This window comes from Halodesulfurarchaeum sp. HSR-GB (assembly GCF_031432215.1).
GTDB lineage: Archaea > Halobacteriota > Halobacteria > Halobacteriales > Halobacteriaceae > Halodesulfurarchaeum.
The window spans coordinates 578,566-602,782 of record NZ_JAVKGN010000001.1; the positions used below are offsets into that span (position 1 = coordinate 578,566).

The 24,217-nt window shown below is 66.7% G+C and carries 27 protein-coding genes, 1 tRNA gene and 1 pseudogene; 12 read left to right on the forward strand and 17 right to left on the reverse strand.

Annotated elements, in window-relative coordinates:
• Nucleotides 1–7: 7 nt before the first annotated feature.
• Nucleotides 8–331 (forward strand): antibiotic biosynthesis monooxygenase, encoded by a 324-nt coding sequence (locus RH831_RS03050; RefSeq protein ID WP_310552796.1) that lies wholly within the window; start codon nucleotides 8–10, stop codon nucleotides 329–331.
• Here the strand turns inward: RH831_RS03050 and RH831_RS03055 are convergent.
• From RH831_RS03055 to RH831_RS03070, 4 genes are read right to left on the reverse strand one after another with little or no spacing between them, the layout of a single operon-like run.
• Complete coding sequence (locus tag RH831_RS03055) at nucleotides 315–2,048, reverse strand: excinuclease ABC subunit C (protein WP_310552797.1); 1,734 nt, start codon at nucleotides 2,046–2,048, stop codon at nucleotides 315–317. The two genes, RH831_RS03050 and RH831_RS03055, sit on opposite strands and share 17 nt — an antisense overlap.
• A gap of 8 nt (nucleotides 2,049–2,056) precedes the next feature.
• Nucleotides 2,057–2,665 carry a hypothetical protein gene (locus RH831_RS03060; protein ID WP_310552798.1) on the reverse strand — a complete coding sequence of 203 codons (609 nt, stop codon included), beginning with the start codon at nucleotides 2,663–2,665 and terminating at the stop codon, nucleotides 2,057–2,059.
• On the reverse strand, nucleotides 2,665–4,797 hold the full coding sequence (gene ligA / locus RH831_RS03065) for an NAD-dependent DNA ligase LigA (RefSeq protein WP_310552799.1): 2,133 nt from the start codon (nucleotides 4,795–4,797) through the stop codon (nucleotides 2,665–2,667). The genes RH831_RS03060 and ligA overlap by 1 nt, the downstream gene beginning before the upstream one ends.
• Nucleotides 4,798–4,835: 38 nt before the next feature.
• On the reverse strand, nucleotides 4,836–5,789 hold the full coding sequence (locus RH831_RS03070; RefSeq protein WP_310552801.1) for a HAMP domain-containing sensor histidine kinase: 954 nt from the start codon (nucleotides 5,787–5,789) through the stop codon (nucleotides 4,836–4,838).
• A 127-nt stretch (nucleotides 5,790–5,916) separates the two neighbouring features.
• Between RH831_RS03070 and RH831_RS03075 the strand changes: the two genes are divergently transcribed.
• Nucleotides 5,917–7,089: a homoserine O-acetyltransferase gene (locus RH831_RS03075; RefSeq protein WP_310552802.1), complete on the forward strand. Its 1,173-nt coding sequence runs from the start codon at nucleotides 5,917–5,919 to the stop codon at nucleotides 7,087–7,089.
• On the opposite strand, the gene thrC is transcribed toward RH831_RS03075, so the two are convergent.
• The 5 genes from thrC to RH831_RS03100 all read right to left on the reverse strand — a co-directional run bounded on the left by thrC (nucleotide 7,090) and on the right by RH831_RS03100 (nucleotide 12,342).
• Complete coding sequence (gene thrC, locus RH831_RS03080) at nucleotides 7,090–8,343, reverse strand: threonine synthase (protein WP_310552803.1); 1,254 nt, start codon at nucleotides 8,341–8,343, stop codon at nucleotides 7,090–7,092.
• A 45-nt stretch (nucleotides 8,344–8,388) separates the two neighbouring features.
• Nucleotides 8,389–9,264 carry a lysine biosynthesis protein LysX gene (gene lysX / locus RH831_RS03085; protein WP_310552805.1) on the reverse strand — a complete coding sequence of 292 codons (876 nt, stop codon included), beginning with the start codon at nucleotides 9,262–9,264 and terminating at the stop codon, nucleotides 8,389–8,391.
• Between the two features lie 2 nt (nucleotides 9,265–9,266).
• Nucleotides 9,267–9,431 (reverse strand): lysine biosynthesis protein LysW, encoded by a 165-nt coding sequence (gene lysW / locus RH831_RS03090; protein WP_070365857.1) that lies wholly within the window; start codon nucleotides 9,429–9,431, stop codon nucleotides 9,267–9,269.
• A gap of 189 nt (nucleotides 9,432–9,620) precedes the next feature.
• Entirely contained in the window at nucleotides 9,621–11,111 is a 1,491-nt protein-coding gene (gene argH, locus RH831_RS03095; RefSeq protein WP_310552807.1) for an argininosuccinate lyase, read from the reverse strand.
• A gap of 1 nt (nucleotide 11,112) precedes the next feature.
• The gene (locus RH831_RS03100; protein ID WP_310552808.1) at nucleotides 11,113–12,342 is read right to left on the reverse strand and encodes an argininosuccinate synthase; all 1,230 of its coding nucleotides are present in this window, start codon (nucleotides 12,340–12,342) and stop codon (nucleotides 11,113–11,115) included.
• A gap of 304 nt (nucleotides 12,343–12,646) precedes the next feature.
• On the opposite strand from RH831_RS03100, the gene RH831_RS03105 reads away from it, so the two are divergent.
• Nucleotides 12,647–12,838, forward strand: coding sequence for a hypothetical protein (locus RH831_RS03105; protein ID WP_310552809.1), 192 nt, complete (start codon nucleotides 12,647–12,649; stop codon nucleotides 12,836–12,838).
• 38 nt (nucleotides 12,839–12,876) lie between these two features.
• Nucleotides 12,877–13,392 (forward strand): 2'-5' RNA ligase family protein, encoded by a 516-nt coding sequence (locus RH831_RS03110; RefSeq protein ID WP_396275456.1) that lies wholly within the window; start codon nucleotides 12,877–12,879, stop codon nucleotides 13,390–13,392.
• Here RH831_RS03110 and RH831_RS03115 read toward each other — a convergent pair whose 3' ends face one another.
• Nucleotides 13,393–15,564 carry an ATP-dependent DNA helicase gene (locus RH831_RS03115; protein ID WP_310552811.1) on the reverse strand — a complete coding sequence of 724 codons (2,172 nt, stop codon included), beginning with the start codon at nucleotides 15,562–15,564 and terminating at the stop codon, nucleotides 13,393–13,395.
• Between the two features lie 87 nt (nucleotides 15,565–15,651).
• On the opposite strand from RH831_RS03115, the gene RH831_RS03120 reads away from it, so the two are divergent.
• Nucleotides 15,652–16,194, forward strand: coding sequence for a metallophosphoesterase (locus RH831_RS03120; protein ID WP_310552812.1), 543 nt, complete (start codon nucleotides 15,652–15,654; stop codon nucleotides 16,192–16,194).
• Nucleotides 16,195–16,327: 133 nt separating this feature from the next.
• Nucleotides 16,328–16,459, forward strand: coding sequence for a hypothetical protein (locus RH831_RS03125; protein ID WP_310552814.1), 132 nt, complete (start codon nucleotides 16,328–16,330; stop codon nucleotides 16,457–16,459).
• On the opposite strand, the gene RH831_RS03130 is transcribed toward RH831_RS03125, so the two are convergent.
• The gene (locus RH831_RS03130) at nucleotides 16,460–17,473 is read right to left on the reverse strand and encodes a GntG family PLP-dependent aldolase (RefSeq protein WP_310552816.1); all 1,014 of its coding nucleotides are present in this window, start codon (nucleotides 17,471–17,473) and stop codon (nucleotides 16,460–16,462) included. It abuts the gene before it with no gap.
• A gap of 150 nt (nucleotides 17,474–17,623) precedes the next feature.
• Here RH831_RS03130 and RH831_RS03135 point away from each other — a divergent pair, with 150 nt between their 5' ends.
• From RH831_RS03135 to RH831_RS03155, 5 genes are all read left to right on the forward strand, one after another.
• A complete protein-coding gene (locus tag RH831_RS03135; protein ID WP_310552818.1) occupies nucleotides 17,624–18,088 on the forward strand; it encodes an OsmC family protein in 465 nt (154 codons plus the stop codon).
• 44 nt (nucleotides 18,089–18,132) lie between these two features.
• Entirely contained in the window at nucleotides 18,133–18,282 is a 150-nt protein-coding gene (locus RH831_RS03140) for a hypothetical protein (protein ID WP_310552820.1), read from the forward strand.
• Nucleotides 18,283–18,330: 48 nt separating this feature from the next.
• The gene (locus RH831_RS03145) at nucleotides 18,331–18,609 is read left to right on the forward strand and encodes an amphi-Trp domain-containing protein (RefSeq protein WP_310552821.1); all 279 of its coding nucleotides are present in this window, start codon (nucleotides 18,331–18,333) and stop codon (nucleotides 18,607–18,609) included.
• Nucleotides 18,610–18,659: 50 nt separating this feature from the next.
• Entirely contained in the window at nucleotides 18,660–18,902 is a 243-nt protein-coding gene (locus RH831_RS03150; protein WP_310552822.1) for a hypothetical protein, read from the forward strand.
• Between the two features lie 74 nt (nucleotides 18,903–18,976).
• Nucleotides 18,977–19,627 carry a DUF998 domain-containing protein gene (locus RH831_RS03155; protein WP_310552823.1) on the forward strand — a complete coding sequence of 217 codons (651 nt, stop codon included), beginning with the start codon at nucleotides 18,977–18,979 and terminating at the stop codon, nucleotides 19,625–19,627.
• 42 nt (nucleotides 19,628–19,669) lie between these two features.
• On the opposite strand, the gene RH831_RS03160 is transcribed toward RH831_RS03155, so the two are convergent.
• The 3 genes from RH831_RS03160 to RH831_RS03170 all read right to left on the reverse strand — a co-directional run bounded on the left by RH831_RS03160 (nucleotide 19,670) and on the right by RH831_RS03170 (nucleotide 20,525).
• Nucleotides 19,670–19,810, reverse strand: coding sequence for a hypothetical protein (locus tag RH831_RS03160; RefSeq protein ID WP_310552824.1), 141 nt, complete (start codon nucleotides 19,808–19,810; stop codon nucleotides 19,670–19,672).
• 25 nt (nucleotides 19,811–19,835) lie between these two features.
• On the reverse strand, nucleotides 19,836–20,318 hold the full coding sequence (locus tag RH831_RS03165; protein ID WP_310552825.1) for a type II toxin-antitoxin system death-on-curing family toxin: 483 nt from the start codon (nucleotides 20,316–20,318) through the stop codon (nucleotides 19,836–19,838).
• Nucleotides 20,319–20,420: 102 nt separating this feature from the next.
• Nucleotides 20,421–20,525 (reverse strand) — tRNA-Arg (locus RH831_RS03170).
• Between the two features lie 96 nt (nucleotides 20,526–20,621).
• On the opposite strand from RH831_RS03170, the pseudogene RH831_RS03175 reads away from it, so the two are divergent.
• A pseudogene (locus RH831_RS03175) lies at nucleotides 20,622–21,164 on the forward strand (AAA family ATPase); the annotation flags it as partial.
• A gap of 414 nt (nucleotides 21,165–21,578) precedes the next feature.
• Here RH831_RS03175 and RH831_RS03180 read toward each other — a convergent pair.
• The 3 genes from RH831_RS03180 to RH831_RS03190 are packed head-to-tail and all read right to left on the reverse strand — an operon-like array spanning nucleotide 21,579 to nucleotide 24,167.
• A complete protein-coding gene (locus RH831_RS03180; RefSeq protein ID WP_310552826.1) occupies nucleotides 21,579–22,148 on the reverse strand; it encodes a magnesium transporter in 570 nt (189 codons plus the stop codon).
• Nucleotides 22,149–22,721: a magnesium transporter gene (locus RH831_RS03185; RefSeq protein ID WP_310552827.1), complete on the reverse strand. Its 573-nt coding sequence runs from the start codon at nucleotides 22,719–22,721 to the stop codon at nucleotides 22,149–22,151.
• A 57-nt stretch (nucleotides 22,722–22,778) separates the two neighbouring features.
• On the reverse strand, nucleotides 22,779–24,167 hold the full coding sequence (locus RH831_RS03190) for a signal recognition particle protein Srp54 (RefSeq protein WP_310552828.1): 1,389 nt from the start codon (nucleotides 24,165–24,167) through the stop codon (nucleotides 22,779–22,781).
• Between the last annotated feature and the right edge of the window lie 50 nt (nucleotides 24,168–24,217).

Genomic DNA, 24,217 nt, shown 5'->3' on the forward strand with positions numbered 1-24,217 from the left:
ATCCCGTATGATCGTCGTCCAGAACCGCTTCGAGATCGCCCCGGGCTACGAGGATGAGTTCGTCGAACGCTTCAGCGAGCGTCGCGGCGAGGTCGAGTCCCAGCCGGGCTTTCGGCACTTCCAACTACTCAGTCCCGCCACCGAGGACACCGGGACCTTCGTCTCGATGAGCTACTGGGATTCGCTCTCGGACTACCAGGCCTGGACCGAGAGCGAGGCGTTCGAGCGAGCCCACGACCGGGACGCCCCACGGGAGATGTTCGAGAGCCACCCCACCCTGGAGATCCACGAGGTCGAACTCGAAGCGGGCCAGTTCACAACCGACGCCTGAGCTGGGCCGCCGTCTCGGCCCCGATGCCGGGCACCGCCAGCAACTCGGCTTCGGAGGCCGCCCGGATGCCCTCGACGCTGCCGAAGCGCCTGAAGAGCCGCTTGCGCCGGGCCGGCCCGATCCCCTCGACGGACTCCAGGACCGTCGAAACGTCGTCCCGCAGCGTCTGGTGGTACTGCACGGCAAAACGATGGGCCTCGTCGCGAACGCGCTGGAGGAGGTGCAGATGGGTCGCGTCGTGATCCCAGTCGAACTGTCGATCGGGCGTGTGAACGATCTCCTCGGCCTTCGCGAGTGAGACGACCGGGACCGACCAGCCAGCAGCCTCGATCGCCGCCTGGGCCGCGTCGAGTTGGCCCCGCCCTCCGTCGATGACCAACAGGTCCGGATCGGGTCGCTCGTCCCGTCCCGCAAGCGCGCGCTCGGCCCGCCAGGTGAGCAACGCTTCCATGTTCGCGTAGTCGTCGTTGCGCTCGGGGAGTTTCTTCCGTCGGTAGTCCGTTTTCGCCGGCTGGCCGTCGACGAAGACGACGTCGCTGCCAACGACCTCGCGACCGTCCGCGTGACTCACGTCGAAGCCCTCGATCCGCCGCGGCGGGTCGATCCCCAGCGTGTCCCCCAGGGCTCGCGCCGCACCGTCCCGGTCCGGGCCCTGATGGGCGTTTTTCATCGCGAGGTCGATCAGCCGCGACTCCCGGCCCGCCCCGGGGACCCGAAGCTCGACCCCCTCGGCTTCCAGCCAGGCCCGTAGGTCGTCGCTTTCGGGCGGTTCGGGCAGCAACAGCGTGTCGGGGAGCTCCCGTTCGGCGTAGAACTGGGCCACGAAGGCAGCCAGGATGGCCGGTACGCCATCGCCCCGCGCCGGGGTCTGCACGCGGTGTCGGTCCCGATCGACTAGCTTGCCGCCCTCGCTGTGGAGTCGGGCCACCGTCGCGCCGTCCCCTTCGACGGCGACACCGAGCACGTCGACGATCCTGGAGCCACCAGTGTCGATGACGGCGTCCCCGCCAGTTCCGTGGAAGGCCTGGACGACGTCGAGCCGATCCCGAAGGTGGGCCGCCCGCTCGAAGGCCTGTTCGTCGGCCGCCGTTTCCATCTCTTCCCGGAGTGGCTCGGCCAGCGCCCCGGTTTCACCGTCGAAAAACCGCGTCGCTAGCTCGACGCGGTCCGCGTAGGCCGCCGCGTCGATCTCCCCGGTGCAGGGGGCCGCACACAGGCCCATGTCGTGATCGAGACAGGGCCGGTCGCGGTTCTGAAACTTGTGGTCCGAACAGCCCCGAAGCCTCGCGACTTCGCGGATGGCCTTCCGCACCGTTTCGAGTTGTCCCTTGTCGGTATAGGGCCCGTAGGCGGTCGCGCCGGGGTCCGGATCGCGAGTGATCTCGATCCGCGGGAAGGGGTGATCGGTCAACTGGACGAGCGGATAGGACTTGTCGTCTTTCAGCCGGACGTTGTACCGGGGCTGGTGGCGCTTGATGAGGTTCGCTTCGAGCAACAGCGCCTGGGTCTCGGTGTCGGTTACCGCCACGTCGATGGACGCCGCGCGGCGAACCATCTCCCGGACCCGCTCGCTGCGGGGATCGGCGTAGGATCGAACCCGGTCCCGCAGGTCCACGGCCTTCCCCACGTAGAGCACCCGGTCGCCGTCGAGGAACTGGTAGACGCCGGGTTCGCGGGACAGCGTCGCCGCCCGCTCGCGAACCGCCCCGGTCTGCATAGCCGGTCCTATCGGTTCGACGGATTTGAATCGACCGCTCCCGGGGGTCCGAGGGCCCGATCGAGGGCTTCGACCGCCCCATCTGGAACCCCGGCCCCAGGTAGCTCGAACGCCTCCTCGCCGGCGACTTCGATTCGGATCGTCTCGGCCCGGGTGTGCCAGTACCAGCCCAGAAGCGCGAGACCGACGACGAGTGCCCCCACCCCACCGACGAGCAGGAGATCATCGAGGAGCGCAAAGGCGGTGGTGAAAATTGAAAACAGGCCGCCGATCCAGTCGACGCCGACCTGGCCGGCGCTTTCCCCCACCGAGACCGGGCCCAGCACCCCCTCGAAATCGAGCAGCCAGCCGGCGACGGCGAGGACGAACCCGACGAGAAGCCACTTTGCGCTCGTGAGTAGAAAACGCGTGGCCCCGCCCGCCGACTTCGAGATGCTCCTGACGTTCGGGCGCTCGAAGGGTTGGAAATTCGAGCCCTCGTCGTCCGGGGTGAACACCAGCACGCGGTGGCTGGTCACGGAAATGGCACCCTCCCGGGTCGTGACGTGTTCTTCGATTTCCTCGCCGGCGTAGCAAAGCGCCTCGGGAGTGGCTTGCCAGCCCTGTTCGCCGGCCATCAGCGATCACCCACGTCGACCCCATGCGAGGACAGCAGGTCGAAGAAGGCCTCGGGATCGAGGATTTCCACGTCCTTTGCGGCCGCATCCTGGGTCTTGGATTGGCCGGGATTCGATCCGGTGACGAGGTAATCGGTGTTGCCCGAGACGCTGCTGGTCGCCGACCCGCCGTGGTCCTCGACCAGCGCCTGCAACTCGTCCCGGGTCCAGCCCTCGACGCTGCCGGTGAAGACGACCGTGAGGCCGGCCAGTTCGTCGCCACCGGTTGCAGTCATCGGTTCCGGGTCGACGCCCCGCTCGCGGAGGCGCTCGATGACCCGCCGGTTCCCCTCGTTGGCGAAGAACTCGCTGATCCGCTCGGCGACGGTCTCGCCCACGCCCCCGACGGCCTGGTACTCGGCCGCTGTGGCTTCAATTATGGCATCGAGCGTCTCGAAGTGCCTGGCGAGGTCGCGGGCCAGCGTCGGGCCGACCGTCGGAATTCCGATCGCCGCGAGGAAATCGGAAAGCGGCGGGTGCTTCGAGGCGTCGAGTTCCGCGAGCAGGTTCGTCGCCGAACGCTCACCCCACCCATCCAGGGCTGCGAGATCCTCGACGCTGAGATCGTAGAGATCGGCCACGTCCTGCTCGATCAGCCCGGTTTCGACGAACTCCCGGGCGGTCTCCTCACCCAGGCCCTCGATGTCCAGTCCGTCCTCGCTCCCGAAGTAGGCTACCCCGGCGACGAGCTGGGCCGGGCAGGTGAGCCCGCCGGTACAGAAGTGTCGCGGGCCGTCCCGATCGACGGGACTGCCACAGGCCGGGCAGGTCTCTGGGAACGTAAAGTGCCCCTCGCTGTGGGACTCGATCACCTCGCTCACGTACGGGATCACGTCCCCGGCCCGCTCGATTCGGACCTCGTCCCCGACAGCCACGCCCATGGCCTCGATTTCCGATTGGTTGTGGAGTGTCGCTCGCGAAACCGTGACCCCGCCGACGTCGACGGGTTCGAGCAGCGCGACCGGCGTGAGCCGGCCGGTGCGACCCACCTGGACGACGATGTCCGTGATGGTCGTCTCTTCGGCCCGGGCCGGGAACTTGTAGGCGAAGGCCCAGCGGTAGTGTCGAGCGGTCGTGCCCAGCCTCGCACAGGCCGCCCGGTCGTTGACCTTGATGACCGCGCCGTCGATCTCGTAGGGCAACTCCTCGCGGGCCGCGAGCAACCGATCGCGATACGCGATCGCCCCCTCGATGGCGGCCTGCACCTCGAAGCGGTCGTTGACGGGAAAGCCCCAGTCCTCGAGGGCCGCGTGCTCGTCGGCGTGGGTTTCGAGCCCGGTCTCCGGGACGGGGCCGGTCGAGGCGTCGGCGGCCTCGAAGGCCTCGGCGGTCGGCCCAGCCGCGAGCACGTCGTAGGCAAACCAGGAAAGCGGCCGGTCGGCCGTGACGCCCGGATCGAGTTGCCGGAGGGTGCCAGCCGCCGCGTTCCGGGGGTTCGCGAAGGGGTCCTCGCCGCGCTCGACTCGCTCCCGGTTGTAGGCCTGAAAATCCGGGCGCGGGATGTAGATCTCGCCCCGAACCGCGAGAAACGCGGGTGGATCCCCCCGGAGTCGCAGGGGCACCGAGTCGATGGTCGCGACGTTCTCGGTCACGTCCTCGCCCGTCTGACCGTCGCCACGGGTCGCCGCCCGCTGGTAGACTCCGTCCTCGTAGATCACTTCGATCGAGAGCCCGTCGAACTTGGGCTCACAGACGTACTCGGGGTCTTCGATCGTCCGGCGAACGCGGGTGTCGAACTCGCGGACGGCCGCTGGATCGCCGCCGGAGTCGATCGAGAGCATGGGCACGACGTGCTCGACGGTCCCGAGTTCGTCGAGTGGCTCCCCACCTACCCGCCGCGTGGGGCTGTCCGGAGTCTGGAGGTCGAAGGCCGATTCGAGTGCCTGCAGCCGCTCGAACAGTCGGTCGTAGGCTCGATCGGCGATCACGGGGTCGGCCTCGACGTAGTACCGTCGGTCGTGATAGCGAATGGCGTCCCGGAGGGCGTCGGCCTGTGCGGCCGCTTGGGCCTCGTCCAGGGCCTCGATCGGCTCGAAGTCCAGGTCGGGATTCTCGACGTAGGGGTTGTCCGGGGGCGGGTCCGGGGCTGACATACGGAGGTGTTCGGTCGGCCGGAGTGTGTCACTTTCGCTCACCAGGCCAGGTCGGGAGTCAGTTCGCCATACAGTCTATCGGTGGCCTCGTCGATCGGGTCGGCCCGCTCGAAGGAGAGGGCGACCGTCGTCCCGTCCGCGGGCTCGAAAACGACGCGTCCGCCGTAGTTCTGGCAGATCCAGGCGATGAGCCAGAGGCCCACGCCGCTGCCGTGGCTCAGTTGACTCTCGTCGCCGGATTCGATCGGTTCGACCTCATCAACTGGGATGCCCGGCCCGTTGTCGGTGATCTCGATCGTGGCCGCACCGATCGACGTGTCGCCGGTAACACTGATCTGGCGCTCGGCGGGCGGATCGGGATGGTGTTCCATCGCGTTCTCCAGGGCCTCCCTGATGGCGTACTGGATCGAGGTGTCGGCCTGGACGGGCAGGCGTTCGGGGAGGTCTCGCGTGACCTCGACGCCGGGAAACTGGGACTCGAACCGGGCGAGTTCACCGTCGACGATCGAGACCAGGTCGACGACGTCCCGGTCTTCGGAGACCTCGACCTCCGAGACGATCCGGAGTTTCTCGCTCGTGTCGATGACCTGCCCGGCGGTCTCCCTGATCTGTTCGAGCCACGCCGCCGCTCGGTCCGTCTCGAACTGCTCCTGAAGCAACTGGCTGTAGCCCCGAATGACGGTGATGTCGTTGCGGACGTTGTGTCTGAAGATCCGGTGGAGCACCTGGAGCTGCTGGCTCGCCGTGATCGCCCGGTGCCTGGAGTCCTCGAGTTGCCGCTCACGAACTCGCGTGAGCCCGAGGATGAGCGTCGCTGAGAGGCCCACGAAGACCCAGCCCTTGATCGTCTGCACCAGCGCGAGCGTGCTCTCGGCAGCGACGGTCGCGAACACGATCCGATCCGAGAGCAGGACCCACAGGCTCCCGAAGACGGCGTACCCGCTTGCCATCCGCCGCGGGGTGAATTCGAGGACCCGCCGGACGTGGAACATAATGTGTCGTACTAACCCGGGTCATGTGAACGTTTCCGGGCCAAAACAGAGTGTCTCCAATAGCAACACTTACAAACGTCGGATTACGTAGGAGTAATATACCCGATTTGGAATATGCGTGCTAGACATGACAGATGAACACCCCACCGCCGACGGCGGCCCGATCGTCGAGCCGACAAACCAGGTCTCCGTCGGGGCATTCGAGTTCGAGCGAGGCGGTCAGGTCGACCTCGACGTGGCCTACGAGACCTTCGGGGACCCGGCGGACCCGCCGGTGCTCGTCGCCCACGCGCTGACCGGCAGCCAGTATGTCACCGGGACCGGCCCCGAGGGAATCGACGGCCAGGCCGCTGGCTGGTGGAGCGACGTGGTCGGCCCCGGGCGGCCGGTGGACACCGAGAACTTCTTCGTCATCGTCGCGAACGTGCCCGGGTCCTGCTATGGCACGACCGGGCCCGCCTCGATCGGGCCGGACGGCGAGCCCTACGGCCCGGATTTCCCGCCAGTCACCATCACCGACTGGGTGCGCGCCCAGGCACGCCTCCTCGACGAACTCGGCGTGGAGACGTTGTATGCCGTCGTCGGCGGGAGCGTCGGCGGGATGAACGCCATCGAGTGGGCCCGGACCTACCCCGAGCGGGTCGAGCGCATTGCGGCCATCGCGACGGCCCCGCGGGTCGACACCCAGAACCTGGCGCTGGATTCCATCGCCCGGCGGGCGATCACCCAGGACCCGGACTTCCAGGGCGGCGAGTACTACGGTAGCCCCGGCCCCACCGACGGCCTGGGGTTGGCCCGCCGCATCGGGCACGTCCAGTACCTCTCGAAGGACTCGATGGAGAACCGCTTCGGCCGTCGGGCGGCCGACCGGGTGATCGCGGGCGTCGCCGACCCGACCGCCGAGGCCTTCCCCTACCGGGACGTCGCCTCCTACCTCGATTACAACGCGAGCACGTTCGTCGACCGCTTCGACGCGAACAGCTATCTCTACCTGCTGCGGGCGATGGACGAGTACGACCTGGCGGCCGGCCAGGGATCCGCTGCAGATGCCGTCGCCGACTTCGACGGGTCGATCCTGGTCCTGAGCTACACCGGGGACTGGCAGTTCACGGTCGAACAGGGGCGGGAAATCGCCGCCGCCTTCGAGGCGGCGGGGGCCGAGGTCACCTTCGAGAAAATCGTCGACGACTACGGCCACGACGCGTTCCTCGCCCGGCCCGAGACTGTCACGGGGCCACTCGACTCGTTTCTTGACGGGCAGACGGTGAGCGATCCGAGCGAACTGCGGGTCTCTCCCTGATCAGTTCCCGGCGGCGTCCAGCACGGCTTCGACGTCGTTCGGGACCGTCGTTGGGTCGTTTCCGGCGTCGGCTGCGGCGTCCGGGTCCTTGAGGAGGTGGCCGGTCGTCAGACAGACGACCTGCTCGTCGGCCGTGATCTCCCCCGCTTCCCGGAGTTTCCGCAGACCGGCCACCGAGGCCGCGCTGGCGGGTTCGACGCCGATCCCGTCCTGGGCCAACTCGCGCTGGGCCGCCGTGATCTCCTCGTCCTCGACTGCGACCGCGGTGCCGCCGGTCTGCCGGATGGCGGGGATGGCCTTCGGCGCGTTGACCGGTTCGCCGATCCGGATGGCCGTCGCGCGGGTCTCGACGTCCTCCCAGCGGGTAACCGAATCCCAGTCGTTCTCGATGGCCTCGACCATCGGAGCCGCGCCGGCGGCCTGCACGCCGGTGAGAACCGGCACTTCGTCTTCCTCGATCGCACCGGCCGCGACGAGTTCCCGGAAGGCCTTGTGGAGCGCAGCGGTGTTCCCGGCGTTCCCCACTGGGAGCACGATCCGGTCGGGGAGCGAGCCAGTCTGGTCCCGGAACTGCTCGATGATCTCCAGGCCGATCGTCTTCTGGCCCTCCAGCCGGAAGGGATTCAGCGAGTTGAGCAGGTACACCTCCCCCCGGTCGGCCAGCTCCGAGACGATGTCCAGACAGTCATCGAAGTTGCCCTCGACTTCGAGCATCGTCGCGCCGTGCAGGCTCGCCTGGGCGAGTTTGCCGGCCGCGACTTTGCCCTCGGGGAGCAAGACCAGGGTTTCCTTGTTCGCTCTGGCCCCGTAGGCCGAGAGCGCAGCGCTGGTGTTCCCGGTGCTGGCACACGCCAGTCGCCCGACACCGATTCGCTCGGCGACTTTGACCCCCACCGTCATCCCACGGTCTTTGAAACTCCCGGTAGGGTTCATGCCTTCGTGTTTGATCCGGAGGTCGGCCACGTCCACCGCGGCCTCGATTGAGGGGGCCTCGTAGAGCGGCGTGTTGCCCTCCTCGATTGTCACACCGTCGTCCACGGGCAGCGCGGGGGCGTATCGCCAGACGCCCTCGCCGGTAAAGGAATCGAAGTCGTGGTACTCGTCGTACCGGACTTCCAAAAGCGAGCCACAGGCGTCACACTCGTAGGTCGGTTCCTCGAAGGGCGCGTAGGTCTCCCCACACTCGATACACGCGAGCCAGACGCCGTCCTCGGCGACCTCGGGGACGGGGCCCGAAAGTGAAAGGTCTGTCATCGGGCCAACCCAGACGGCCCCGATACAAATAGCACCCGAACTCCCCTAGACGGTGGCCGCGACGTCGTTCTCGCTTTTCGCGGCCTTCTCCTCCAGCCAGTCGACGACCTCGGCGACGATGTCCGTCTCGACCGCGTCGGCCAGGGCCTTGTACTCGACGGTGTGGTTGATCTCGTGGATCGTGTAGCCGTCCTCGGTCTCCATGAGGTCGACGCCGAGGAGGCCGCCGCCGACCGCGTCGCTGGCCCGCCGGACCAGGTCCTCGATCTCGGGGGTGATCTCCAGGACCTCGGTCTCGGCCCCGCGATGGGCGTTCGTGATCCAGTGATCGGCCGACCGGACCATCCCGGCGACCGGCTTGCCGTCCAGGGCGAGCACGCGGAGGTCACGGCCCGGCTTGTCGACGAACTCCTGGATGTAGAAGATCTTGTGCTCGTAGTGGCCCAGGGTCTCCTTGTGTTCGAGGATCGCCTCGGCGGCGTGTTCGTCCTCGATGCGGGCCATCAGCCGGCCCCAGGACCCCACGACGGGCTTGAGCACGACCGGGTAGCCAAAGTCCTCGATGGCCTCCAGGGCGGCCTCCCGCGTGAACGCGACCCGGGTGTCCGGGGTCGGAATCCCGGCCTCCTCCAGGGCGAGACTGGTCTTGACCTTGTCCGAACAGGTGCTGGCCACGTCCGGCGGGTTCACGATCGGGACGCCGTAGGACTCGAAAAACTCCGTGACGTACATCGACCGGCTGGTGGCGACACACCGGTCGACGACGATGTCGAGTTCCGCGGCGTCGACACTCGACCCGGAGAGGCCGAACTGCTGGTCCCGGACGTCGATCTTGACCACGTCGTGGCCGCGCTCGCGGAGCTCCTCCAGCAGGAGCTTCTCGTCCGTGCGGATCCGCGAGTAGAGGAGGCCGACTTTCACGTTTACTCCCCCCAGTCCTCGTCGAGCTCCGGGGCCCGTTCGAGAACCGGCGGGTTCTCCTCGACTACTTCGAGTTCGGTCCCGCAGGTCGAACAATCGACGATCTCTCCGACTTCGATCGAGTCGTGCAGGGTCACCTCGGCCCCGCATTCCGGGCAGACTGTCATTGCAATCTCCCGTAGGACACTGATTACCTTAAGCGTTCCGAACTTATCAACAATAATATACTATCTGCAGCCGCCGCTACGCACGCAAACGCCACCGTCGAACCGGAACTGCGATCCGGAGTATCGTATATTTGAAATGATGGGTGGGTGAACGGGTGGGTCACACCCGTCGACCAGGTGCTCGCACGTTCATCGGAAATCGACCTCCATGCGTGCCTGTTCGGCGGCGTCGATGGCCGCCTGGCGTTTCGTCACGGCCCGCCGGTCGGCCTCGACGCCCGACCGGGCGTCCGCGAGTGCCTGTTCGACCTGTGATGGCGCGGGCCCGCCGCGGGAATCCCTGGCCGCAACACTCTCAGCGGGATCGAGTAGCGCCGTGAGTTCCTCGCGATCGACGAACTCCTCGAGTGGTGACCCGGTCGTCGCTTCGGTGGCCGCCGCGAGCGCCTCGATGGTGGCCGCGTCGTCCGGGGCTCCGTCGTCGATTTCGCCCGCCGATTCGAGTGTCTGGGCGGTCGTCGCGACGATTTCGTGGGCCGTGCGGAACGGGAGCCCGCTCATCGCCAGCCGATCGGCGATCCCCGTGGCCGTCGAGAACCCCTCGCCGGCCGCCTGTTCGAGGACCGCCTCGTTCCAGTCCAGGGTGCCAACCGCTCCGGCCGCGACTTCGGTCGCCTCCGTGACGGCCGCCACCGGCTCCCAGACGTGGGGTGTGGCCCGCTGGAGGTCGCGGTTGTACGCCCGCGGGAGGCCGGCGATGGTCGTCATGAGCCCCTGCAGGGCCCCGGCGGCGTCCCCGGCGGTCGCCCGGACCAGCTCCAGGGAGTCGGGGTTTTTCTTCTGGGGCATGATCGAGGAGGTCGAGGCGTAATCGTCGTCCAGGGTGATGTACCCACGATTCGCGTAGAAGATCAGGTCCTCTGCGAGCCCCGAGAGGGTCACCGTGAGCCCGGCGATCGCGCTCAGGGCCTCCAGGAGGAAGTCCCGGCCGGCGACCGCATCGAGGCTGTTCTCAACGATCGAATCGAAGCCCAGGAGTTCGGCGGTCCGTTCCCGGTCCACGTCGAAGGGGGTCCCGGCCAGCGCCGCCGCACCCAGCGGCGAGCGGTTGGTCCGGTCGTAGGCATCGAGCAACCGTTCGGTGTCCCGGGCGGCCGCGCTCTCGTAGGAGGCCAGGTAGTGAGCGACCGTCGTCGGCTGGGCCGGCTGAAGGTGGGTGTACCCCGGCATGACGGTGTCCAGGTTGTCCCCGGCGACCGAGAGAAGCGTCTCGCGAAAGGCGATGACGGCATCGAGGGTCTCCAGCAGGTCGGCCCGGAGCTGAAAGCGCAGACAGCTCGCGACCTCGTCGTTGCGCGAGCGCCCGGTGTGCATCTTGCCGCCCTCGGGCCCGACGCGGTCGATAACCGCAGTTTCGATGGCCTCGTGAACGTCCTCGCCATCGGGCAGCGCCTCGTGACCGGCCGCCTCGATCTCGTCGAGCGCGTCGAAGATCTCCCCGGCTGTTTCCTCGGGGATGATCCCCTGTTCGGCCAGCATGGTCACGTGGGCGCGGTCCACGGCCAGGTCGGCCGCGAAGATGTGGGCGTCTGCGGCCATCGAGGAGAGGAAGTCCCGGGCGGGCCCGCCGCTGTAGCGATCGCGGCGGACGACCGAACTGTCCGCGGTGTCCTCTGTCATCTCAGGTGTCGGTCTCGATGTCGGCCGCGAAGTCCGAGACGTCCGTCGAGGCCTGGATCGTGGCCGCGAGGCGGTCCTGGAAGCCGTGGTACTTCGCGAAGCCGGTCGCGTCGCCCTGCTCGATGTCGCCCATGACGGCCTGGGTGTTGAACGAGGCGGCGGCCTCGGAGTAGACCGCGTTGTCGCTCTCGCGGGCGACCGGGCGGGCCTGGCCGCCCTCGAACTTGATCGTGACCGTGCCGGTGACCTCGGTCTGGGTGTCCTCGATGAACGCCTCCAGACTATCGACGAGCGGCGAGGCCAGCAGACCCTTGTAGGCCTTCTCGGCCCACGCGTCGTCGACGGTCTGCTTGAACTGGATCGTCTCGGCGGTGAAGACATACGACTCCAGGGCTTCGTGAGCGGCGAGTAACGTCGTCGCGGCGGGGTGCTCGTAGTTCTCCCGAACCTTTAGCCCGAGGATGCGGTCTTCCATCATGTCGGTCCGGCCGACGCCGTGGGCTCCGGCGACCTCGTTGAGCGTCGTGATGAGTTCGACCGGGTCCATCGCCTCGCCGTCGAGTGCGACTGGGACGCCCTGCTCGAACTCGATCTCGATCAGTTCGGTCTCGCCGGTCGGCTCCTCGGTCCACGCGTAGATGTCCTCGGGTGGGACATAGCCCGGGTCCTCCAGGTTGCCGCCCTCGATCGAGCGGCTCCAGAGGTTCGTGTCGATCGACCAGGTGCCGTCGTTGCCGCTGTCGACGGGCAGGCCCTTCTCCTCGGCGTACTCGATCTCCCACTCGCGGGTCAGGTCGAGTTCGCGGACGGGGGCGACCACGTCCATGTCGGACTGGCGCCAGACGGCCTCGAAGCGGAGCTGGTCGTTGCCCTTGCCGGTGCAGCCGTGTGCGAGGCCCTCGGCCCCGATGTCCTCGGCGACCGCCTGGATCGTGGCGGCGATGACCGGGCGGGCCAGGGCCGTGCCCAGGGGATAGCCCTCGTAGGTGGCGTTTGCCTTGACGGCGTCCATGAGGAGGTCGCCGAAGGCCTCGGTGGCGTCGACGACGTAGTGCTCGACGTCGAGGGCCTCGGCGGTGGCTTTGGCCTCCTCGAACTCGGCTTCGGGCTGGCCGACGTCGACGGTGACGCCGACGACTTCGTCGTAGCCGTACTCTTCTTGCAGCAGCGGGACGGTGACGGTCGTGTCGAGCCCGCCCGAGAAGGCGAGCACGACGGTGTTCTGTGTCATTGTGATGGTGGTGTGGTGTGGTGTGGTTCGACGATCACTGATCGACGGACGGTCCCCCGACAACTCGCGGGTGGCGACAGATCAGGACGGTGTGGATGATTCTGGGGTCAGCGAGACCCCGCTCGTCGTCGCGAGACGGAAAGAAGGGACCCCCGGGTACGGGCCTGCGAGCGACGCCGTGCGTGCGGGGGGTGCATCGTATGTCTCCATATCGAGTCGGGCTATTTGAATCCTTCTCTTTTCGTGGCAGGCGATCACGCGCCGGTGGCCGGATTTTTAAGGCGGCTTCCCATATGCCCGCCCAATGAATCAGTCCGGTCTCGACGCGATGACGGTCCTCAAGGTGCTGTTGGCGGTGGCCGCGATCGTCGTGGGATTCGTGATCCTGGGGGCGTTCGTTCGGATTCTCGGCCGGTTGATCTGGTTCTCGGTTGGAGTGCTGGTGCTGGCTGTCCTGGCGTTGCTCGCGCTCCGACTGCTCCGGGACCTCCTGTAGGCCGGCGAATTTTTACTCGACCCATGCCTACGCCGACTGTGTACAGCGTCAACGTCCCGGTTCCGCCCGCCGTCCGGGATCTCGCCCGTGAGCTTCGACCCGCGCTCACGTCCTTCGAGCGAATCCGGCCCGCCCGGAGCCGAACGCTCGTTCTCAAACGGCTCCCGGCGGCAAACCGGCGTGAATACCTGCGGGACGCTCGCCGGGCCCGAGCGGCCCTCGACGGGGCGCCCGCCTTCGAGGCCGAAATCACGGGGCTCGATGTCTTTCGCGAGCCACCGACCGGGACCGCCCCGGTAGCCTATCTGGCCGTCGAGAGCCCCGGCCTCTTTCAGCTCCACCAGCGGCTCGTCGACGAATTCGGGGCGATCGAGGATCTGGAGGGCCCGGGGACGTACACGCCCCACGTCACTCTGGCCCGTGACGGGCCCGCGACGGCTGCTGACTCCCTCCTCGAGCGTGAGATCGAGCCGGTCCGGTTCACCGTCGACACGCTCGAACTCTACGACAGCGGCCACAGCGAGCGAGTCGAGTCGATATCCCTGCCCGCCTGATCAGGGCGTCGGCGGCCGTCCATTCCAGGCGTCCCGGTCCCGGAAGAAGTTCAACATCGCGTACTTCAGCTTGCTCGGCTCGACGTCGATCAGTTCGGCCCGTTCCTCGGGCGGGAAGTCGGGATTGACCGTGTAGTCCGGGAGCTGTGTCCGGGACGCTGGCGTGTAGCGGCGGTCGATGAGCGCCCGGACGCCGATATCGGAGGGCGATCGGATCACCCGCCCCAGTGCCTGTCGTGTCTTCCTGACCGTGGGAATTTCGACGGCGTAGCGCCAGCCGGCATCCGGCTCGCGGTCGCCGAACACCTCGTCGTAGGCGTCCTGGATGGCCTCGCTACGCTCGTCGAGGCGGGGATACGGGACGCCGACGACCGCGACCGACCGGGCGTCGTCGCCGTCGAAGCTAACCCCCTCCGCGAGCGTGCCCCAGAGGGAGGTGAACAGCACACCGTCCGTCCGCTCGACGAAGGACTGTCGCTTCTCCTCCACGGCGACCCCCGGCTCGTCGAGGAAGAGCGTGGCGTCGAGGGTCCCCGAGAGCCGGTCGTAGTACCGCTCGGCCTCGCCGTAACTGGGGAAGAAGAGCAGCGTGTTCCCGGGGGTGAACTGGACCACGTCCGAGAGGGTGTCCGTGAGGACTTCCTGGATGCCGGGATCGTCCCGTCGGCTGGCGAAAAGCGGCGGCACGTCGACCGCGAACGTCCGGCGGTTCTGCTCGGGGAAGGTCAGCCCGAAGGCGAGTTCGGCGGGGTCGGAGAGTCCGAGGACCTCCGAGAGCACGTCGAAGGGCCGCAGGGTCGCGCTCATCAGGACCGTCGCGTGAACCTCCTCGAAGAGCGTCTCGGTCACCTCACGGGGGATGCAGTTGAAAAGCTCCGCCCGGCCGTAGACCTCGTTCGTCGACTCGTCGCGTCTGATGCCGAGGGTCGGATACTGCCCGGTCTCGTCGCCCTCCTCCAGGTACCCCTCGATGAAGTCCGCCGCAGCGAGCGTCTGGGACTCCCGACGGGTCTCGGCGTCTCCCTCCCGGTAGGCCGTCTCGTACTCCTCGTCCAGGGCCGTCCCGAGTTTCAGCGCCTCGTCCAGATCCGTGCTGATGCCGGGGCCGGTGTACCGGTCGAGGAACGCCCGTGTCAGATCGTCCCGGCCAGTCTCGTTCGCGACCGGCACGTCCTGCCAGGTGGACCCGACCCGCTCCCGGTCGCCGAACCCCAGATTCGCCTCGTAGGTCTCGATCAGGGCGTCCTGGAAGGGCTGGATAATTCGGAGCGCGGCGTCGGCCCGGGAGTCCTCGACATCCCCGGCCTCGTTTGCGGCCTCCGCCAGGGTGTTCTCGGTCAGCGTTCTGGTGGCGTGGTCCCGGGCGGCGTCCTCGACGTTGTGTGCCTCATCGAAGACCGCGATCACGTCCTCGGGGTCCCGGTCGAGCCACCGGAAGAACTGGCTGCGGATGACCGGATCGAGGAGGTGGTGATAGTTCGCCACGACCAACTCGACGCCGTCGAGGCCCTCTTTGAGGCGCTCGTAGCCACAGACTCCCTGCTGTTCGGCGTAGCTGTAGACCTCCGTCGGCGTGCGCACGTCGTCAAAGAGCCAGGAGACAAAGGCGTCCCCCGGCCGGGTCAGGTTCGTCCGGTAGTGCTCACAGGTGTTCGAGTCCTCCAGGTTCGCCCGCTGTTCTTCGAGCGCTTCGATCTCTTCGAGGACCGACTGGCGCTTCTCGGTCGCCGACTCCGAGCCGTCCTGGGCCTGATCGAGCAGCCGCCGTTCCTGATCTCGAAGTTCGTCGAGTTCTTCTTCGAGTTCGACCAGATCCCGGGTCGTGTCCCGCAGGACCTGACACTCCTCGTAGCCCACGTCGATGTGACACATCGAGGACTTGCCCTTGAACACGGCACTCCGGATGGGCGTCTCGGCGTGGATCTCGCGGGCCTCCTCGACGAACTGGTGCATCTGCTGGTGGACGTTCGTCGTGATGACGACGGTCTTGTCGTGTTCCCGCGCGTACGCGAGTGACGGTGCCAGGGCGGCGAGGGTCTTTCCGGTGCCCGGGGCTCCCTCGAAGAGCACGTCCCGGCCGACCTCGAGGGCGTCGGCGATGACGTCCATCGCCTCGGCCTGATTCGGGTAGGGCTCGGGCTTCGGGAAGAACCGTTCGTACTCGGCTGCCACGTTCCCCAGTCACGCCCACTCCGGTATAAACCTCTTCCCACGGGAGTCGGTGGAAACCCTCAGGTGCCTGGCCCGCGGACCTCGTCCATGATCGTGGTCGTCTCGGATACACATCGAAGCGAGCGCCCCGGGCTCACGGGCTCGCTTCGGGAGGCCGTCCGGAGCGCCGACCGGGTGATTCACGCGGGGGACTTCACCACCGAGGCGGTGCTCGATGGCTTTCAGTCAGTTGCCTCCTCGCTCGTCGCCGTGGCCGGCAACCGGGACGAGCCAGGTGTCCAGGACCGGCTTCCCACGGCTCGCACGCTCACGATCGGGACGTTCACGGTCGCGGTGACCCACACCCAGCGTGGTGGCCAGACCGGCCTCACATATTTCGGGGCCGAGCGAGGTGCCGATCTGGTGATCTCCGGGCACACTCATCGACCGCATCTGCACACTGCGGACGGGCCAGTCCTGCTCAACCCGGGGAGCCACGCCGATCCCAGGGGCGGTGACCCGACCTACGCGACCCTCGCGAAGCGCGATGGCGATCTGGAGATCACGATCCGAGACACGACGGGGGCCGAAAAACGGTCGGTTCGGCTGGAGGGCCGAAAAGCGGGCGGGAACGGCACGAGGGGGCACTGAACCCGGGCGGTGGGGAAACGGGTTCGCCCCGGGTGACATGAGGGAGCCGTCCAAGAAATCCCCGGCGGAGCCTCAAACGCGTCTTTGAGTGTCCGACGAAACGGCTTTGTCCCTGCCCACCCCAGGTTCGAACATGGTCGACGTTGGACCGATCTTCTACCTGATACTGGCCGCACTGCTCCTGTTTTTCTTCTTCATCTATCTCATGATCCGCCGCACCGTCCTGGGATTCAAGGAGGGCGTCGATCGAAGTCGGGACCGCTGATCAGAACCGCGTCTGGACGGCCTCGATCGCCGCCTCGATGTCCGCGGCAGTCACGTCCCAGTGGGTGACAAAGCGGGCGGTGTAGGGGCCGAACTCGGAGGCCTGGACGCCTTCGTCCTCGATCGCTTCCAGGAACGCCGACGCGGTCACGTCGAGTCCGGCGGTGTCGGCGAGCACGATGTTGGTCTCCGGCGGCGTCACCGCGAGCCCCTCGATTTCGTCGAGGCCGGCGGCGAGCGTCGTAGCGTTCTCGTGGTCCGTTTGCAGGTGGTCCCGGTTTTCGAGCGCGAGCAGGCCCGGCGCGGCGACCATCCCGGCCTGGCGCATCCCGCCGCCCAGGAGCTTTCGAATGCCGATGGCCTCCTCGATGAAGGCTTCTGACCCCGCGAGCATCGACCCGATCGGCGCGCCAAGCCCCTTCGAGAGACAGAACATCACCGAGTCGACGGGCTCGGTGTAGGCCGTCACGTCGACGTCGTTCGCCACGGCCGCGTTGAAGACCCGGGCCCCGTCGAGGTGGACGGGTACACCCAGGCCGTGGGCACTTTCGACCGTCTCGGCGAACGCGTCGGGATCGAGGGCCAGGCCGCCACGGGCGTTGTGCGTGTTCTCCAGGCTGAGCAGGCCAGTTTCGGGCCGGTGGAGGTCCCCCTCCAGATACGCCGCCTCGACCTGTTCGGGTGTCGGCAGTCCCCGCTCGGCGTCGATCGTCCGGATCTGGAGCGCGGAGTGCTGGGAATATCCGGCCCGCTCGTAACGGACGACGTGGCTCTCGCGGTCGGTGATGGCCTCCTGCCCACGCTCGGTGTGGACCCGGGCGGCGATCTGATTGCCCATCGTCCCGGACGGGACGAACAGCGCCGCCTCGGTCCCGGCGATCTCGGCGGCCCGGGCTTCGAGTTCCGTGACGGTCGGATCGTCTCCGTGGACGTCGTCGCCGACGGCAGCGTCGGCTGCGGCCTCGCGCATCTCGTCGCTTGGGCGGGTGACGGTATCACTTCGCAAGTCGATCATGCACAATGCTGGGCGGGCGGCCGTTAAACGAATGACGGTCCGCTCGCCGGCCCGTCCTGTGGTCATGTCACACGACCACATGAAACATTATCACACCCATCCGGCACCTCAATGAACAAATATAGGGCATTCTGTCTCCAAAATGGGAGTATGGCAGAAACAGACGCGAAAAGTGAACACACAGTTTCGTACTCGATCTCGGCCGAGAGCAAGACCGCGACGCACACGGTTATCGAGGCCCGGGACTTCGAGTTCTCCGTCGACGAGCCGACCAACGTTGGTGGCACGAACGCCGGACCGAACCCCGTCGAGTACATGCTGGGGGCGCTTGCCGGCTGTCTGAACGTCGTTGGCCACACCGTGGCCGAGGAGATGGGTATCACCGTCCGGAACATCGCCGTCTCCATCGAGGGCGACCTCGATCCGCGGAAGTTCATGGGTCGGGCCGAGGAGCCACGCGCGGGGTATCAGGATGTGCGGGTCGACCTGACGGTCGACTCCCCGGCTGACGAGGCGACCCTGGCGGACTGGCTCGAAACCGTTGAATCGCGCTGCCCGGTCAGCGACAACTTCCAGAACCCGACTCCGGTCTCGCTTTCGGTCACGACCGAGTGATCGCCGGGCAACCCTTGAAGGCCGTCCAGCCCATACGGCTTGCCGTGCCCGATATCGAGTGCCCGGAGTGTGACCGTGCGATCTCGATGCACGAACTCGAGACGAGAACCGTCGCGAAATCGGAGGGCTTCGAGACGTCCTATCGCTGCCCGTACTGTGGGGCGAACTTCGAAGACGTGTCGGACCTCCTGTAAGTTATTTCTCCTTATGGTTTTAAGCCCGAGCCGAGCGTAGGAGGTGGCATGGGAGAACTCGAAACCGAAGCCGAGAAGACACGCAAGCAGATCGCCCTCTACCTGCGGGATCTCGCCGATCAGCTGGAGGCCGATGGCGCGGTCTGTCTGGACCTCGGGGGAAAGGAGGTGGTGTTGAACCCGACCGATCCGGTCACCTTCAAGCTGGAGGGTGAGTCGGACTGGTCGGCGGGCGAGACGGAGGCCAAACAGAGTATCGAACTCGAACTGGTCTGGCGGACGCCGGCGACCACGCCCGAGGAGGGGGAACTGACGATCGAGGAGTAATCCGACCGGCCAGCTGAAAGATTGATAGGCGGGTGGCCCATTCGCCCGCCATGAACGAACTCGTCGCCGATTTCGCGGGCGAACTCGTCTCGTTGCTGGCGGTCGCGATCGGCTCAACGCTGTTTACCGCCCTCGGCCTGCTGGGCGAACAGGCCGCGCTGTCGAACGTCATGGCCGGGAGCCTGGCTCTTGGGGCCTGGGAGCTCTTTATCGGTGCCTGGGCGCTGTTCGTCGGGGTGTACCTGCTCGGGATCAAACAACTCGTGCCGCGAGCTCGGGCGCTGCTCGCCTGATCGGCTCCGCTCGGTCTCCAGTTTCGGAGAATCGACCCGCTCCTTTACTGTCACTCCACTCATAGGTAGTGGGTATGACAGCTGAGAATCACACGGGGCCGGTACCGACCCAGGGGATGTCCGCCCGCTCGCTCGCGGGGTTGGGGACCGCTCTCGCAGGAATCATCGCCTTCATGGGGATCATCACCGGCGAGGTGCTCTACCCGAACTACTCCACTCGCCAGGACATCAGCGACCTCGGTTCGACGCGCCCCCCGAACCCGGTCATCCACGAGCCGTCCGCGACGATTTTCAACTCCACGATGGTGATTTCGGGGCTCTGCCTGCTGGTCGCCGCGTACTTCGCGTATCGAGCGCTCGGCCGGGCGGATTTTCCGCTCTTGCTCGGCGTGTTCGGTCTCGGTGCGCTCGGAGTTGGTGTGTTTCCGGGGAACGTCACTCCCTGGCACGGCCTCGCCGCCTTGCTCACCTTCTTCGCGGGTGGGGTGACGGCGATTTACTCGGTCCGAATCGTGGACCGGCCCTTCGCGGTGCTCTGTGGGCTCCTGGGTGGGATTTCCCTTACCATCCTCGTAAGTCTGATCGCGCTCGGGATCGCTGGCGTGCCCCATCCGCTGGATTTCCTCGGCTCCGGCGGCGTGGAGCGCTGGGTCGCCTATCCGCTCCTGCTCTGGGCGGTAGTCTTCGGTGGGTATCTGATGGGTGCGGATTCGACTGTGGGGTAGGGCTGGTGTCACTCCGCAGAAACGCGGGCACGACACCTCCTATTATTCTTTTTCAAGGGCGTCGTAGATTTCACGGTGGGAATCGCGGTCTTGGGCAGCGACCCGGCGGACGAGTTCTCGGCGGATGTCGGCCATCACCTCGTCCAGGGGAGATGGGGATTCGGTCCCTTCCTCCGTTGCCATACTTCTTGATTCGTCACGGAAGCCGTTAATCATTCGGGTCCGTCCCCGTGGATAATTCTTCAAGTCCATACTTGATGAGGTCTTCACGCCAATTCTCGATTGCGCCCGGCAGACCGAGGGATTCCGTGTGCGTTTCGAGATAGGTAATGGCCTCCTCCCTATCGATTGAAGTCTCGGCTTTGCCGAACTGCTTGAGAATTGTCCGAATCTCACTATCATATTTGAACTGGTACCCATTCAGAAAATAAAAGACGACAGTGGTGTTGAGGGCCGTGCGCTTGTTGGCATCGACGAATGGGTAATTCGCCACGAGGAGTCGAAGCAGGTGATACGCCTTTTCGTGAATCGTCTCAGGCGCCCGTCCGAAACTTCCCTCTTCAATATAGTGAAGAGCAAACTCGATTTCCCCACGCTGTTGTACTCCCCGGGTCGTATCGGCGTACTCCGTAACAATTTCCTCGTGAATGGTGAGGATGTCCTCGACTGACGGATACCAGAAGTCAGTCATCACCTCACTGGACAGAGCGGACGCGTGTAATCGTTCCGATGGGTGTATGCAATTGTTCAAATCCCGTGTGCCGCTTTCTTCGTCGCCTGCTCCTCAGAAAAGCGGGCACGGTGGGATTCGAACCCACGACCGTCGGATGTCTCCCCCACACAGCCAGGCTGCCCGGGTTAGAAGTCCGACGCTCTGTCCGGACTGAGCTACGTGCCCTCGAACTCGCGTTCGGTGCCCGGCGTAATATGTGTTACACTCGCCACCCGGCCCGGAGCGGAACCAAAAAGACCCGGCCCCGTCTATCCCGGACCAATGACTGTTATCGGGATCGTCGGCCTGCCGGGCAGCGGCAAGAGCGAAGCCGCGACGGTGGCCCGCGAACTCGGCCTGCCGGTGATCACCCTGGGGGATATCGTCCGCGCGGAGACCGAACAGCGGGGACTTGACCCCAGTGCCGACCACGGCCAGGTGGCCCAGGCCCTCCGCGAGGAGGAGGGCCTGGCGGCCATCGCCGACCGCGCGCTGCCCGCGATTCGAGACGCTCGCCGGGATCACGACGCCGTGGTCGTCGACGGCATCCGGTCGGGTCACGAGGTCGAGCGCTTCGAAGACGCCTTCGGCGATGACTTCCGACTGGTGGCGATCACCGCGCCGGACGAACTCCGCGCCGAACGCCTGGAGGTTCGCAACCGGGACTCCGGGGCCGAGTCGGGCGGGGAGACCCTCGCCGACCGGGACGAACGCGAACTCGGCTTCGGCATCCGGGAGGCGATGGATGGGGCCGATGTTACGATCGAGAACGACGCCTCGCTGTCGGCATTCCGGGACGCCGCGAGCGCGGTCTTCGAGGAGGCCATCGAGGGCTTTGTCTCCCGGATCGAGGTGACCGTAGAGGCCCCCGTCAACGAGACCGAGGTCCCCGACCGGGTCGCCGAGGCCGTCGCCGAACTCTTCCCCGAAGCCGAAATCGAGGTGGCCGAGGACCGGGTGCGGGCGACCAGCCATCAGCTAACGCACTTCCGGGAGCGACTCTTCGAACAGCGGATCCTCGACACCGCCCGCCAGGAGTTCTTCGAGCGAGCCGGGCCACGCGGTTTTTCCTTCGAACTGAAAAAACAGGCCGCTCGCCAGGACGTGATCACCTTCTCGGTGGGGCGGCCGGACGAACTGGGCGCGATCGAAGTCGCGGTGACCGTCCACGAACCCGACGTGGAGGCCTTCATCGATCACCTCGCGCCGGCGACAGAGGACGGGACCCCGCCGTCCTGATCAGGTAAAGGCCGACACGGTGAGAAAGAGCATGACGACCCCGAACACGTCAGCGAGCACGGTGACCACCGGAATTACCACGTCGTCGGGGTCCAGGCCGGCCTGGTAGGCCCCGTAGGTCGTCAGCACGGTGGCGACGATCGCGACGGCAGCGAGGCCAGCCCCGCTGGTCGTCGAGATGAGGACCACGCGCCAGAGCGGGAGGACGACCCGTCCGGTCACGAGCGCGAGGATCCAGGCCCCGGCCCCGACGAGGGGAAAGAGCGTGAGTGCGAGGGCCACCGTCGCCAACGAGTGGCCACCCAACTGCTCGTCGCGGAAGCGAAAGGAGAGCGTGCCCAGGTGAAACGCCGTCGAGAGGCGCGAGGCGAGCAAACTGCCCAGGTTTCCGGCGGTTCCGATGGTGACCGGGACGAGGATCAAAAGCGAGGGATACTGGTAGAGCGCCTCCTCGAAGGTGGCAAGCAGCAGCCCGGAGCCAACCGCGACGGCGGTGAGCAGCGTGAGCGTCGGCAGGGTGGCCCGGGAGATCGACCGGAACGTCCAGTGGCTGCCTGGCTGGGACTGCATCTAGACCCCCCCGACGACGATCCGGACCGCGAGCAACAGGAAGGCGATGCCGATGACGTCCCCTGTGGTCGTCACGAGCGGCCCCACGAGCGTGTCGGGGTCGATCCCACGTCGGAAGCCCAGGAACATCACGGCGATGACGACGGCCGCGAGCGCGAGTCCGGAGAGAAACGCCGCGATGAGCGCGATCGCCAGGAGTTCCCAGAGCGGGGCCACCCCCTGGCCCAGCGCGAGCATGGCCAGGACGGTGAGCACCGCGGCGAACCCACTCGCGAGCAGGTTGTTCGAGGAGGCTGCGGCGGTCGCCGCCTGCAGGCGCTTGTCGTCCACCTGCAGTTTGGGGCCAACAAGCCCCTGGTGGAGCCCGGAGGCGATCCGCGCGGCGAAGGCCCCGAAGACGTTCCCTCTGGTGGCCAGCAGGGCCGGAACGAGGACCAACAGACCGCGAGTCCGCTCCAGATCCGCCTCCATGCCCGTCAGCACGAGTCCGGCGAACAGGCCCCCGACGGCCGCCACCAGAAGCGGGCCGAGTGCCTCGCGGTAGGCTGATCGAGCCAGCGAGGCGACTGTCATCGTCGGTACCTCGTCCGCACCGGGCAAAAAGGGTCCGTCCGAACGCGACGAATGGCCTTATCCGAGCGGGCCCATGTCACCGAGGTCGCCGCCGGGCCCGCCACCGCCCTGCATCTGTTTCATCATCCGCTCCATGTCCGCATCGCCCATGCCCTGGAACTGCTTGAGTGCCCGCTCCATCATCCGGTACTGCTCTAAGAGTTCGCGCACGTCGTCCACGTCGGTGCCGCTACCGGCCGCGATCCGTTTCATCCGGCTGGCACCGATCGACCGGGGGTTCTCCAGTTCGTCCTCGGTCATCGAGTCCATGATGACCTCGAAGGTGCGCATGCGCTCCTGGGTCATGTCCATGGCCTCGTCCGGGAGTTGGTCCATCATCCCCCCACCGAGCCCGGGCACCATGTCCAGGACCTGGGAGAGCGGCCCCATCCGGTCGAGGGCCTTCATCTGGTGGCGCATGTCCTTGAGGGTGAAATCCCCCTCCAGCATGTCCTCGGGGTCCCAGTCCTCCTCTTCGGCCTCGGTCTCCTCCATGGCGCGCTCGACGCGCTCGGTGAGCTGCTTGAGGTCGCCCATCCCGAGGAGCCGGGAGATGAACCCGGAGGGCTCGAAGCGCTCGATGTCCTTGACCGTCTCGCCGGTCCCCAGGAAGGCGATCGTCGAGTCCGTCTCGTTGACGGCGGTCAGCGCCCCGCCACCCTTCGCCGTCCCGTCGAGCTTGGCGATGGCGACGCCGTCGATCCCGATGGCCTCGTCGAACCGCTGGGCCTGCTCTTTGGCCCCCTGGCCGATCGCGGCGTCGAGCACCAGCAGGTTGCGATCCGGTTCGACGGCGGCCGCGATGGCCTCGATCTCGCCGATGAGCCCCTCCTCCAGGGCGTGGCGACCGGCGGTGTCGACGATGCGAACGTCGGCTTCGGCCGTGGCTTCCATGCCGTCCCGGGCGATCTGGACCGGGTCGTCGGCGTCCGGATCGCCGTAGAAGTCGACTTCCGCGCGCTCGGCCATCTCCTTGCCCTGGTCGTAGGCTCCTGGGCGGAAGGTGTCGGTCTGGATGACCGCGGGCCGCAGCCCCTTCTTCGAGAACCACCAGGCCATCTTCGCGGCGGTGGTCGTCTTCCCCGACCCCTGGAGGCCGGCCAGGAGGATCGTCTGTTCTTCGAGGGGGACTTCGGTGGACTCGCCCACCAGCTCGACCAGCTCCTCGTAGACGATCCGCAGGACGTGATCGCGGGCCGTGGTCCCGGCCGGCGGCTCCTCGTCCAGGGCGCGCTCGCGAATGGCGTCCGAGAGGTCCATCACCAGCCCCGTGTCCACGTCGGCCTGGAGCAGCGATCGCTGGATCTGGGTGACGACCTCGTCGACGTCCTCCTCGCTGATACGGGATTTCCCTCTGAGGTCGTCCAGCGTCGACCTGAGCGAACTCCCGAGATCGTCGAGTACCATCTTGTTACCCGTAGTAGGCTCGCCGAGCGGTAAAGGTCTAACCGTGTGCC